Genomic DNA, 12,052 nt, shown 5'->3' with positions numbered 1-12,052 from the left:
GGACCGGGTTTTTTTTCGTCCGTCCGCCGCGCGACCAAACCATCCATGCGTACATGCCAGTCTGGTGACGCTGGGGCCGCTCGTCCACCATGCCTCTCATGCGTATCGATTCCGGTGCGCCTTTTGCTCGCGGTGAGGCATGGTTCGTTTCTTCTTTCTGGCGGCGGGGCTGTCCTGCCTGGGGGCCTGCACAGGGGCCGGCAAGAGTCCGGCCGCAACGTCATGGGAAGCCTCGCGGCAGGCGGCCCAAGGCTTCCGCTTCGACTGGCAATTGTCCGGCGATCCCTCGGTTGCGCCCATGCAGGTGTTCGACGACGGCAAGGAAACCTGGCTGCAATTCGCGCCGGGCCAGCCGCTCCCGGCGATTTTCGGCGTAGGCAGCGACGGCGAGCGCGCCTTGCCCTACTTGCGGCGCGACCCCTATGTCGTGCTGGCGGGAGGGTGGAGCGGGCTGCTGTTTCGCGGCGGGCGTCTGAGCGCCCGCGCGCAGCGACTGCAACCGGTCGCCGACGCCCGGGCGGGGAGCAGGCCGCAGGATGAGCCTGCGCCGCTGGCGCCAGCCGTCGTGGCTGAGCGCATCGGTCCGGCGCGGCCCACCGAACCGGCGCTGCCCGCCATCGGCGCGCTGCAAGCCGCCGGGCCGTTGGCGGGCGCGGCTCCCGCCGCGGGCGTTGCGTCGGCCCCGGCCGCCGGCGTCGCATCGGCGCCGGTCTCAGCGCCGCAGCCCGTCTACCGCGCGGCGCCGCCGGACGCCACGCTGCGTGCCGTGCTGGCGCGCTGGTCGGATCTGGCGGGCTGGACCTTCCAGCCGCAGCACTGGGCCGTGGACGTGGACATTCCCTTGTCGGCAACGGCCGAATTCTCCGGCGACTTCAAGTCGGCCGTGCGCGAACTGCTGGGCGCCACGGAACTCGCCGAAAGGCCCCTGCAGCCATGCTTCTACGGCAACCGGGTCCTGCGCGTGGTGCCATTGGCACAGTCCTGCACGCGCATGGCTGCGCCAGGAGGGGCCGCGACATGATGCGCAAACTGTTCTTGAGTGCGGCGGCCTGCGGAGTATTGGGCGGCTGCGCGGTGTCGCAGCAGGTTGCGGACCAGCGCCGCGCGGCGAACGCGCGTCAAGCCCAGGTGGCCGCCAGCCATCAGGCCTTCACCGAAGGATTGTCGGATCGCGCCAAGCGCGTCGCGGCCCAGGATGTCGCCATGCCTTGGCTTGCCGGCAAACCGCAGCCGCTGGCGCGAGAAGTGGCGCTGCCACCCGCATTGCGCGAGAACCTGCGGACAACCTTGATACTGGCCGACGACGCCGATCTGCCGATGCTGGCCCAGCGCCTGAGCGCCGCCACCGGCATTGCAGTGCGAGTGCGCCCCGACGCCTTGCTGCCGCTGGAGTTGTTCCTGCCCCGGCTGGCCGTCAATGGCGCATTGTCCGTGCCGGCCCCCGCCAGCCTGGAGATCCGCGCGGGCGCGCAGCCGCTGGCCGACTTGCTCGACACGCTGGCCGCGCGCTTCTCGGTGCATTGGCGCTACGAGCACAACGCGCTCGAGTTCTACCGCACCGAGACTCGTGTGTTTGATTTGCGCGCGCTGTCGCTGAGCAGCAAAGTGGACGTGCGCCTGGGCCGCGAAGGCAGCCCCGAGGGCGAAGGCTTCGAGAGCACGTCCAATACCTCCCTATCGGCGGGACAGCATGACGCGATGGCCGTCCTGCGCGCCAACATCGTGCCGTTCCTCACACGTTCCGGCGTGGTCGCCGAAGCGGTCGAGGGCTCCACTTCGATTGTCGTCACGGATACGCCCGAAGCGCTCGAGCGCGTCGCCCGCTACCTCGAGCGCGAGAACAAGGCGCTGACCCGTCGGGTGCGGCTGGTGTTCGAGGAAATCACGGTCGTTGCCAACGACGCCGTTTCGGGCGGCATCGACTGGAACATCGTCTACGCCGCGGCGGGAGCGGCGGCGCGGTTGGCGGTGCCTGGCGCCGGATCGGGCGGGGGCAGCCTGGAGGCTTCTGCGGCCCGGGGGCCATACCAAGGCTCTCAGGCCATCATCTCCGCGCTCAGCACCATGGGCGCGGTCGTGCGGCACAACAAGGTGCCCATCCTGACCCTGAATCGTCGTCCAGTTACGCATGCGGTAAGAACGACATTCAGCTACATCGACCGGGTGCAGAGCACTGCGGTCCCAGGCACCACGGCGGGGGGCGCCAACGGTACGCTGCCCGCGGTATCCATCAGCCAAAAGGAAGAAACAGTAGGTTCGTTCCTGACGCTGTTGCCGGACATCCAGGAGGACGGCCAGATCCTGTTGTCGCTGGCCTACGACAACGCGGTTGCCCAGCCCTTGAAGACCATCACGTTCGGCGAGCGCGGCAACCAGGTGCAGGTCCAGCAGGTCACGATCGACGGCAACGGCACGGTGCAGCAGGTCGAGCTGCGCCCCGGCCAGCCCATCATCGTTTCCGGTTTCGACCGCGGCCAGGAACAGCATGACCGCCAACGGCTTGCGCCGAGTCTGCCGCTTATTACTGGCGGCCTGGACAGCGCCGCCTCGGAACGCACGACAACCCTGGTACTGGTAACCGCCCAGGTCGAGGAAGGGTACTAGGCATGGAACGCGTCCCTCCCACCTTGTTGCTTGAGGTTCCAGATACTGGCCGCAGCCTGGCGTTCGGCCTGCGCTGGTTCGCCCTGATCGGCTCCAACATTCCCGCGCTGGCCCGTTCGCGCGGGCGCCGCCTGCGGGCCAGCCACTATCTCGTGGGCGGGGCGCCGGCCATGGTGGCCGGCTATGGCCGCGTGCGCTCATCGTGGCGCAGCGGTCCGCGGGCGGGGCGGCGCAGGCAGGGGCACATCCAGGCTGCCGCGCAGTTGTACGCCTTGTTGTATCCGGACGGAGGCCATAGCCTGATCAGCCTGCCGGGCGGCGGGCATTGGCTGGTGGCGGCGCAGCGCGGCACCGTGCTGTCGCAGGCGGACAGGGTATACGCCACGCTGGACGAAGCCTTGCGTGAACAGGCGTTGTTGTGCGCCCGGCGCCCCGCGTTGCAGGCGCGGGACGCCGAGGAGGCCTGGGCCTTGCTGATGCAGGCGGCGGACCCGGCCGCGCAGTTGGTCGTCTTGTCCTCGCGCTGGGCCGAGCTGCCGCTCGCGTTCCGCTTGTTCCTGGCCTGCGTCGCGCTTGCCGCTGTCGCTCCGCCCATATGGGACGGTCTGCCCGCGCTGAGGCCGGACCGCGCATCGCCCGATTCGGCCGCTGCGCAGGACCTCCCGCCGCAGCGGGATCCGCATCTGACCCTGCTGCAAAACACTGTGGCCCACGCTCCCGCCGAAGTTGCACGCTTGCTGGACGGCGTCGGCAGGCTGCCCATACAGGTGCGCGGTTGGGCGCTGAGCCGCGCGCGCTGCCTTGCCGGGGAGCAGGCTTGGAACTGCTCCGCGGTCTATATCAGGGCGCACCCGCAGGCGGCCAACGATGTGCTGCACGCGCTGCGGCCCGCAGGCTGGCAGGTGACATTCCAGCCGCTGGAAGAAGCCACGCTGTCATGGCGCATGGCGTCCTCGCCGGTGATGCTTGCGGACCTGGCGCTGCCCTCATCGCTGCAGGTCGATACCGGGCTGATCGCTGCGCTGCAACGCATGCGGGCGGCGTTTACGTCGGTGATCCTCGCGGCCGCGTTGCCGCTGCCGTTGCCAGTGCAGTCTCAACCCGTCGCGGGCCAAATCGACGCCCCGATGCCGTTGCAACCTGCCATTCGCAGCCGCGCCATCACCTTGCGGGGACCGCTGCGTTCCTTCGCGCTTCTGGACGGTGCCGTCGCGGCGGCCAGATGGTCCCGCCTGTCGCTGGACATCCAGGCGCAACCCCGGCCCACATTGGTTTCCAGCACGCTGGTAGCCGAACTACAGGGAGAACTTTATGAACAGGAATAGGGGCGCCGCCACGCGCCCGAATCCCGCGGCAGGATTCATCGGGCGTCTGCTCTTGTCGGCCGCTTTGGTTCCGGCCGCTCATGGCCAACCGTCACCGCAAAGCGCCGACGAACCGCGGCCCTGGCCAGAGACGGAAACCGTGCGCGCCTTGCTACGCGCGGATGCTGCGGCCGCCCTGGCGGACTGCCGCGTCCCCGGTCTGTGCCGTCCCGGACCCGAGTCCGTGGCGCAGGCGACGCCGCCGGCCAGGGCATCGGACGATATCCGGGTGATGGCGATCTTCGGCCTCGCGCGCCGCTTGAGCGCCGATATCGCCGTCAATGGCGCCGTGCTCCGCTACCAGGCGGGCAGGGGCGAACCCGTCGCGGGAGCTGTCGATGGCCGCGCCTATCAGCTGCTAGCCATCGACGACAGTTGCGTAAGGCTGCGCCGCGGCGATACCGAACGCACCGCCTGCGTCGATGCGGGCAGGGGGCGGCCATGACTGTGCATGCCTTGCCGTCCGTCGCGGCGCATCGCGCGGTGGCGCTTTCCTCGGCGGCGGCTTGGGAGCCGCCTCAGCTTCAAACAGCCGACGACATCGCCCGTCTGCAGCCCGCGTTCGCGCGTGCGCTGGGGCGCGATTTCGATCTTGCGGCGCTCGCGGGCAGGCTGTGCCCCGTGTTGCTCGAAAGCGGCGAGGTCGCCGTGTTCGCGGTCAAGGACTACACGGAGGGCGACCAGATCGAAGAGGTCGAGCGCATGGTGCGGGCGCGCGGCTACCGGCTGGCGCAAGTGCCGCGCTATCAGTTGCCCGCGCCGCTGCTGCTGATGATCGCGCGCGGCCAGCTGGCGGAGCCAGCGTGCGCCGGGCGCGGCAAGGAGCGGCAGGAAGAGCGCGCCTCGGCCCTCGCCGCAATGTTCCTGGATATCGTGCGCTGGGGCGTTGCGCAAGGAGCGAGCGACGTGCACATCAACGTCAACCGTCGGCGCGCTGCCTGCGAGATCCGCTACACCATCGGTGGGGAATACGTCAGTACGGAACGCTTTGCGGGCCTGTCCAATGCGACGCTGCTGGAGGTCCTGGCGGTGGCCTGGATGGATGTCAGGGGAGGCAACGGCGCGGTGTTCGACCCGGCGCTGGAGCAGCAAGGGCGCATCGGGCTGGACATCGATGGCGTGCCTATCGTGCTGCGCTGGGCCTCGTTGGCCGCCGATGCCGGCCCCTCGGTCTGCTTGCGCATCTTGCGGCTGGACGCGACCGCCAACGCCGATCTCCTCGCGTTGGGCTATCTGCCCACGCAGGTCGAAACGCTGGCGCGGGCGCGCGAACGCGAGGGCGGGGCCATCGTGCTGGCGGGCGTGGTTGGCTCCGGCAAGTCAACCACCATCGCGACGCTGATGCGGGGCATCGCGCCCACGCGCAAGGCCATCACGCTGGAAGATCCGGTCGAATACGTCATCGACAACGCCTTGCAGAATACCCTGGGAGGCGCTCTGGCCGAATCCGCCTGGCCCGCGTTCGACGCCAAGCTCAAGACCATCAAGCGCTCGGCGATGAACGATCTGCTGATCGGCGAGATCCGGGACGCCGATACCGGCCGTGCGTTCATGGATCTGGCCGGCTCGGGCGTCAGCCTGTACACCACCACCCACGCCGCGGGCGCCGTGCTGATACCCGAACGCCTGGCGTCGGATTCGATCGGCGTGTCGCGCGATTTTCTGGCTACGCCAGGCATCCTCAAGTTGCTGGTCTACCAGACCTTGCTGCCGCGCTTGTGCAGCCATTGCTCGCTGCCCGTGGACAGTCTGTGGTCCAGATCCGCCGGGAGCAATAAACGTCCCGAATGGCAGGCATGGTTGAAACGGTTGCAGCATGAGTTCCTGCTGGATCCTGGCGCGCTCCGGGTCAGGAATGCCGCAGGTTGCAGCGCTTGCAGGCGCCCGCAATTGCCTGAGTTGAACGGCATCGCAGGCCGTAGCGTGGCGGCGGAAATGCTCGAGCCCGAGCGCGTCGACGGCTTTCTTGAGCGGGTGCGTACGCGCGATAACGTGGGGCTCAAGCGTCAGGCCGAGGCCGCCGGGCCCACCGCCTGGCGCAGCGAGGCCGCGCGCGGCGCGCTAGCGCGGGACTGCGCCCTGTACAAGGTCAGCCGTGGCGAGGTCGATCCCCGCGTGCTGCTGCGCCGCTTCGACTTTCCAGCAGTCTTGCCTGCGCAGAGCGCTGGACCCGGCGGGGGCGGCCATGGCTGAGCCGCTGTTGGCGCGACCCTTCCTCGGCCTGCCTTCGGGTCGCACGCTGTCGCTGCGCCTGGACGCGCTGCGCTTTCGTGCGGGGCGAGCGGACTACTACGAGTATCTGGCCGACCTGGTCGAAGGAACGCAGGGCCGTAAGAATTTGCGCGACGTCTTCGAGGACGATGCGCGCCGTCATGGCGAGGATACCGTGCGCGGCCGGCTGTCGAGGCATTGGGCGGGCATGTATCTGGAGGCCGGCGGCGATCTGGGCGTGGCCTGGACGGACACGCTGCCGTCCAGCGAATGCGTGCTGCTCAGCTGCGTGCAGGAAGAAGGCGGCGATCTGTCCGCCGCGTTGCGGGACGTGGCAAGGGCTGTACGGCTGGCGTCGGATGCGTGGCTGGCGCTGGTCTCGGCCGCGGCGGCGGGCCTTGCGGCGGCAGCCGTCGCATTCGCCTTGCTGTGCGCCATTCCTTTTTTCAGCGTGCCGCGCTTGCAGCAGGTGTTCCAGGCCGTGCCGGCGGAGGAGTACGGCCGCATGACCCGCGCGCTGTTCGCGCTGTCCCAAGGCCTGAGGCAATGGCTGGCCCTGTGGCTGGTGCTGTTGTTGGGCCTGGCCTTGCTGTGCCTGTGGTCGCTGCCGCGCTACACGGGCGCTGCGCGGCCGCGGCTGGACCGCTGGTTGCTCTGGAGGCTCTACCGCGATTTCCACGCCATCCGCTTTCTTGCGTTGCTGGCCGTGCTGGTCAGGCAGCACGGCGCGGCCGACACCCGCCTCAGGCGAGCCCTGGCCGTGCAGGCCCGGGATACGGTTCCCTGGATGCATGCGCATCTGCTGGACATGCTGGGACGGATAGACGGCGGCCAGACGGGGCCGGAGATTTTCGGCACGGGGCTGCTGGACGCGGATACCTGGTGGTACATGGCCGACATGATGGACGCCCTGGGCATGGAGGCCGGGCTTGCGCAGGTGCGGCTGCGCGTCGAGTCGCGCCTGCTGGCGCGGGTGCGTCGTCAAGCGTCGGTGTTGCGCTGGGCATTGCTGCTCACGTCCGTGGCCGGCGTGCTGGGCATCACGCTCTGGCATTACGCCGTGATCGACGAACTGCGCCAGGCGTTGACCAATTTCTATGCAAGCCAATAGGGGCTGCATCAGGCATGCGGCGCTTATCCGCCTGCGTGCTTTTTTCACGAGGAGAGCAAGCATGCACCAAGTCCACGCAATCCCATTACGCGCCAAGCGGCAGCGGGGCTTTTCATTGATGGAGGTGTCCATCGTCACCGCCATCGTCCTGTTGATCGCGATCGTTGGCATTCCGGCCATTGGCGCCTATGTCGTGGAGAACAAGGTTCCCAAAGTGGGCGAGGAACTGCAGCGTTTCATCGCCAGCATGAAGACCAATGCGCAAGGCGGCGGGGTCACGCCCTATGCCGGTCTGGACACGGGCGCCATGGCCAATGCGCTGCGGGAATCCAGCGTCCTGGCCGTCGACGGGACAGGGGGCGCGGCGCGCATTGCCCATGGCTTGGGCGGCAGCGGCGTCGGAGGCAATGGGGTGGTCGAGGTCGCCGCCGCCTCGTTCGGCAGCGCGGGGCAGGGTTCCGCATTCTCCATCAAGCTGACCAACGTCAGCCAGGCAGCATGCCCGTCGCTCGCCTCGGTGCTGCAACGGATGTCCGAGACCATCTCGATAGGCGGCGGGGGAGGCGGCCTCCGGGTCGTGAAGGATGCGTTCGCGACGCCCAGCGTGCCCTACCGCGCGGCCTTGGCTCAGGCCCAATGCAGCCCGGGCGACGTCAACACCTTTGTGTTCCTCGCAAAATGAGCCGGCTCGCGCGTATCCCGGCTGCTCGATCGCAGCGTGTTGCCGTGCGGCTGCGACAACGCGGCTTTTCGTTGCCGGGCTTGGTGGTGGCGCTGGCCTTGAGCGCCATGGCGGCCATCTGGGCCTCAGGCCAGGTGGTGCAGCGGATCGAAGATGCCGCTGCCCGTGCCGCCGGCGTATGGCTGACGCAGATCCGCCTGGCGGTAACGGCGGTGCTGGCGCGGCACTCCACCATCCTCGCCCAAGGAGACGTGCCCCGCAGCGAACAGGGGAGTCCGCTGTTCGCGGATCCACTGGCGCCCACCGTGGGTGAATTGCGCGGACTGGGGCTGTTGCCCGCCGATTTTCCCGACCGTTCCGCCCTGGGCTTCTCGGCTCAGATCCGGATCGCGCGCTCGCAGGCGTGCCCTGGCGAACGTTGCCGGATGGACGGACTGGTCTACAGCGCCACGCCTCTGATCAAAACGGGGACGCAAACGCCGGACCTGACCGCCATCGCCGCCGTGATCGATGCCGCTGGCGGCTACGCCGGGGCGGTGTGGCCGGCGACGCCGGGTCTGGTGCGCGGCGCGGCATTCAGTTTCGCCAATCCCCTGGCGTCCGGCGGGCCGGCCTATGCGCCGGGCACGCTCGCCCTGTGGGCGGGAGCCGGGACCGGCGGGCCGGATCTGGAGCGCTATGTCCGGATACGGGATACGCGCGATCCGCAGCTGCAGGGTGAACTGAGCGTTGCATCCTCGGCGCAGGTCGGCTCCTATCTGACGGTCGGCGCGCGCGCCAGCGTGGGGCAGTCATGTGGCGTCTCGTCCGGCACCATAGCCACCTCGGCACAGGGGGAACTGCTGACCTGCCAGTCCCAGGTCTGGGCGCCGGCAAGCGGCGGTTTCGGCGGGGCGTACAGCCTCAATTTCCCGTTTGGTTGCAACCGTTCCACAGTGAATCCCCGCACCGGCGCTTGCTCCTGCCCTGGCGGCTATACGCCCGTGGCAGTTTCCGGGCGGGACGACTGGAACGAGGCGATGGGCCGGACCACAGGTTACGTCTGCGTGCGCTGAGGCTGCCGTGCGGCCTCTTTTCCTGGGATGCCCGCCAACCCTCTATAATCAAAAATTCGCCTAAATTCTGCTTCGCCCACGATGAAATCCTCCGAGATTCGCCAGCAGTTTCTGCAATTCTTCAAGTCCAAGGGACACACCATTGTTCCCTCGTCGTCGCTCGTCCCCGGCAACGACCCGACCTTGCTCTTCACCAATTCGGGCATGGTCCAGTTCAAGGACGTCTTCACGGGCAAGGAATCGCGGTCCTATACGCGCGCCACGTCGTCGCAGCGCAGCGTGCGCGCCGGCGGCAAGCACAATGACCTGGAGAACGTGGGCTACACCGCCCGCCACCATACGTTCTTCGAAATGCTGGGCAATTTCAGCTTCGGCGACTACTTCAAGCGCGACGCCATCCAGTACGCCTGGGAGCTGTTGACCCAGGTCTACAAGCTGCCCGCCGAGAAGCTCTGGGTCACCGTCTACCAGGAAGACGACGAAGCCTACGACATCTGGGCCAAGGAAGTCGGCGTGCCGACCGAGCGCATCATCCGCATCGGCGACAACAAGGGCGCGCGCTACGCCTCGGACAACTTCTGGCAGATGGCGGACACCGGTCCTTGCGGCCCGTGCTCGGAAATCTTCTATGACCACGGTCCTGAAATCTGGGGCGGCCCCCCGGGATCGCCCGAGGAAGACGGCGACCGCTACATCGAGATCTGGAACCTGGTTTTCATGCAGTTCGAACGCGATGCCGCCGGCAATATGCCGCGCCTGCCGCGTCCCTGTGTCGATACCGGCATGGGCCTGGAACGCATCGCCGCCGTGCTGCAAGGCGTGCATTCCAACTACGAAATCGATCTGTTCCAGCACTTGATCGCCGCCGCTGCGCGCGAAACCGGCATCAAGAACCTGGAAGACAATTCGCTCAAGGTCATCGCCGACCACATCCGCGCCTGCTCGTTCCTGATCGTCGACGGCGTGATTCCCAGCAACGAAGGCCGCGGCTATGTGCTGCGCCGCATCGTCCGCCGCGCGCTGCGCCACGGCTACAAGCTGGGCCAGACCAAGCCGTTCTTCCATCGCCTGGTGCCGGACCTGGTCGCCGAAATGGGCGAGGCCTATCCGGAACTGGCGGCCACGGCCGACCGCGTCGCCCAGGTGCTCAAGCAGGAAGAAGAGCGCTTCGGCGAAACGCTGGAACACGGCATGCGCATCCTCGATTCGGCCCTGGCCAACGTGCCCAAGGGCGGTCAGCTGGACGGCACGACCCTGTTCACGCTGTATGACACCTACGGCTTCCCGGTGGACCTGACGGCCGACATCTGCCGTGAACGCGAAGTGGATGTGGACATGGCCGGCTTCGAGGTCGCCATGGAGCGCCAGCGCGACCAAGCGCGCGCCGCCGGCAAGTTCAAGATGGCCGAAGGCTTGAGCTACGAAGGCGCGGACACGCGCTTCGAAGGCTACGAAAAGCTCGAGCTGGATGGCGTCAAGGTCACGGCCCTGTACGTCGACGGCACGCAGGTGCAGCAGGTCAAGGCGGGCCAGAGCGCGGTCGTCGTGCTGGACGCCACGCCGTTCTACGCGGAGTCGGGTGGGCAGGTTGGGGACACCGGCCTGCTGGAAGCCGACGGCGTGCGTTTCGCCGTGGCCGACACCCTGAAGATCCAGGCCGGCGTTTTCGGCCATCACGGCGAGCTGGAGTCCGGCACGCTGTCCGTGGGCGATACGCTGCTTGCCCGCGTGGACGCCGTCCGCCGCGCCCGCACCGTGCGCAACCACTCGGCCACCCATCTGATGCACAAGGCGCTGCGCCAGGTGCTGGGCGCGCACGTGCAGCAGCGCGGTTCGCTGGTGGATCCGGACAAGACCCGCTTCGACTTCGCCCAGGACGCCCCGCTGACGGCCGAGCAGATCGCGCGCGTCGAAGCCATCGTCAACGCCGAGATCCTGGCCAACCAGCCTACCGTGGCGCAGGTCATGGGCTATGACGACGCGGTCAAGGGCGGCGCCATGGCGCTGTTCGGCGAAAAATACGGCGACACCGTCCGCGTGCTCGATATCGGCTTCTCGCGCGAACTCTGCGGTGGCACGCACGTCAGCCGCACGGGCGACATCGGCCTGTTCAAGATCGTGTCCGAAGGCGGCGTGGCCGCGGGCGTGCGCCGCGTCGAAGCCATCACCGGCGACAACGCGCTGGCCTGGGTGCAGAACCAGAATGCCTTGCTGACCCAGGTTGCCGGCATGCTGCGTAGCACGCCGGCGGATCTGCCGGCGCGCATCGCGCAGGTGCAGGAACAGGTCAAGAGCCTTGAAAAGGATCTGGAACAGTCGCGCAACAAGCTTGCCGCCAGCGCCGGCAACGACCTGGCGACCAGCGCCGCGGTTGAGGTCAAGGGCATCAAGGTCCTGGCTGCCAGCATCGGCGATGTGGACCCCAAGGCCTTGCGCGGCATGGTCGACAACCTCAAGGACCGCCTGAAGCCCGCGGTCGTGCTGCTGGCCACGGGTTCGGCCGACGGCAAGATCAGCGTGGTGGGCGGCGTCACCGCCGACCTGACCGGCCGTGTCAAGGCGGGCGACCTGGTTGGTTTCGTGGCGGCCCAGGTGGGCGGCAAGGGTGGCGGCCGTCCGGACATGGCCATGGGCGGCGGCACCGACCTGGCGGCCCTGCCCGCGGCGATCGCCAGCGTGCAGAAATGGGTGGACGAGCGTCTGTGATGAGCGGCGCGGATACCAGTCTTGATGGCGGCGCGCAGGCGCCGTCCTTCGAGCAGGAAGTCGATGCCAGCGGCTTGACCTGCCCGCTGCCCATCCTGCGCGCCAAGAAGGCCTTGGCGCAGATGGCCAGCGGCGAAGTGCTGCGCGTCATCACCACGGATCGCAACGCAATCCGCGACTTCCAGGCCTTTGCTCGCCAGACGGGCAATGCGCTGGTCGCACAACAGGAGGTCGACGGCCGCGGAGTGCATTTCCTGCGGCGGCGCTGACCGTAGCCAGCAGTACTCCCCGTGCGAAAGGCCCGCCGCAAGGCGGGCCT

10 protein-coding genes are annotated in these 12,052 nt (G+C 68.1%); all 10 read left to right on the top strand.

The annotated features are described in order from the left end of the window. Positions 1-139 precede the first annotated feature (139 nt). On the top strand, positions 140-1,021 hold the full coding sequence (locus tag AC1RHV_RS30125; RefSeq protein WP_125473258.1) for a TrbG/VirB9 family P-type conjugative transfer protein: 882 nt from the start codon (positions 140-142) through the stop codon (positions 1,019-1,021). Beyond that, the gene (locus AC1RHV_RS30120; RefSeq protein WP_119450754.1) at positions 1,018-2,604 is read left to right on the top strand and encodes a type II secretion system protein GspD; all 1,587 of its coding nucleotides are present in this window, start codon (positions 1,018-1,020) and stop codon (positions 2,602-2,604) included. Before AC1RHV_RS30125 ends, AC1RHV_RS30120 begins: the two co-directional genes overlap by 4 nt. A 2-nt stretch (positions 2,605-2,606) precedes the next feature. After that, complete coding sequence (locus tag AC1RHV_RS30115; protein WP_492302596.1) at positions 2,607-3,929, top strand: hypothetical protein; 1,323 nt, start codon at positions 2,607-2,609, stop codon at positions 3,927-3,929. Next, positions 3,916-4,413: a hypothetical protein gene (locus AC1RHV_RS30110; RefSeq protein ID WP_119450753.1), complete on the top strand. Its 498-nt coding sequence runs from the start codon at positions 3,916-3,918 to the stop codon at positions 4,411-4,413. The genes AC1RHV_RS30115 and AC1RHV_RS30110 overlap by 14 nt, the downstream gene beginning before the upstream one ends. Beyond that, the gene (locus AC1RHV_RS30105) at positions 4,410-6,161 is read left to right on the top strand and encodes an ATPase, T2SS/T4P/T4SS family (protein ID WP_492302593.1); all 1,752 of its coding nucleotides are present in this window, start codon (positions 4,410-4,412) and stop codon (positions 6,159-6,161) included. Before AC1RHV_RS30110 ends, AC1RHV_RS30105 begins: the two co-directional genes overlap by 4 nt. Beyond that, entirely contained in the window at positions 6,154-7,290 is a 1,137-nt protein-coding gene (locus tag AC1RHV_RS30100) for a general secretion pathway protein (RefSeq protein WP_225590554.1), read from the top strand. Before AC1RHV_RS30105 ends, AC1RHV_RS30100 begins: the two co-directional genes overlap by 8 nt. Before the next feature lie 61 nt (positions 7,291-7,351). Further along, complete coding sequence (locus tag AC1RHV_RS30095) at positions 7,352-7,972, top strand: type 4 pilus major pilin (protein ID WP_054458681.1); 621 nt, start codon at positions 7,352-7,354, stop codon at positions 7,970-7,972. Positions 7,973-8,016: 44 nt separating this feature from the next. Beyond that, complete coding sequence (locus AC1RHV_RS30090; protein WP_492302592.1) at positions 8,017-9,027, top strand: type II secretion system protein; 1,011 nt, start codon at positions 8,017-8,019, stop codon at positions 9,025-9,027. 81 nt (positions 9,028-9,108) lie between these two features. Then, entirely contained in the window at positions 9,109-11,733 is a 2,625-nt protein-coding gene (alaS, locus tag AC1RHV_RS30085) for an alanine--tRNA ligase (protein ID WP_054458677.1), read from the top strand. Next, positions 11,733-12,002, top strand: a complete 270-nt coding sequence (locus tag AC1RHV_RS30080; protein ID WP_119450750.1) for a sulfurtransferase TusA family protein — start codon at positions 11,733-11,735, stop codon at positions 12,000-12,002. Before alaS ends, AC1RHV_RS30080 begins: the two co-directional genes overlap by 1 nt. Positions 12,003-12,052: the final 50 nt, after the last annotated feature.

This window comes from Achromobacter sp. GW823-FHT04E03, from assembly GCF_058796095.1.
The sequence above is the reverse complement of the archived record's forward strand: the minus strand, read 5'-3'. Positions and strand labels throughout refer to the sequence as shown.

Bases quoted from the DNA above. Each gene is read 5' to 3' on its own strand.
- AC1RHV_RS30125 (WP_125473258.1), top strand. From the start codon at position 140: ATGGTTCGTTTCTTCTTTCTGGCGGCGGGGCTGTCCTGCCTGGGGGCC.
- AC1RHV_RS30120 (WP_119450754.1), top strand. From the start codon at position 1,018: ATGATGCGCAAACTGTTCTTGAGTGCGGCGGCCTGCGGAGTATTGGGC.
- AC1RHV_RS30115 (WP_492302596.1), top strand. From the start codon at position 2,607: ATGGAACGCGTCCCTCCCACCTTGTTGCTTGAGGTTCCAGATACTGGC.
- AC1RHV_RS30110 (WP_119450753.1), top strand. From the start codon at position 3,916: ATGAACAGGAATAGGGGCGCCGCCACGCGCCCGAATCCCGCGGCAGGA.
- AC1RHV_RS30105 (WP_492302593.1), top strand. From the start codon at position 4,410: ATGACTGTGCATGCCTTGCCGTCCGTCGCGGCGCATCGCGCGGTGGCG.
- AC1RHV_RS30100 (WP_225590554.1), top strand. From the start codon at position 6,154: ATGGCTGAGCCGCTGTTGGCGCGACCCTTCCTCGGCCTGCCTTCGGGT.
- AC1RHV_RS30095 (WP_054458681.1), top strand. From the start codon at position 7,352: ATGCACCAAGTCCACGCAATCCCATTACGCGCCAAGCGGCAGCGGGGC.
- alaS (WP_054458677.1), top strand. From the start codon at position 9,109: ATGAAATCCTCCGAGATTCGCCAGCAGTTTCTGCAATTCTTCAAGTCC.
- AC1RHV_RS30080 (WP_119450750.1), top strand. From the start codon at position 11,733: ATGAGCGGCGCGGATACCAGTCTTGATGGCGGCGCGCAGGCGCCGTCC.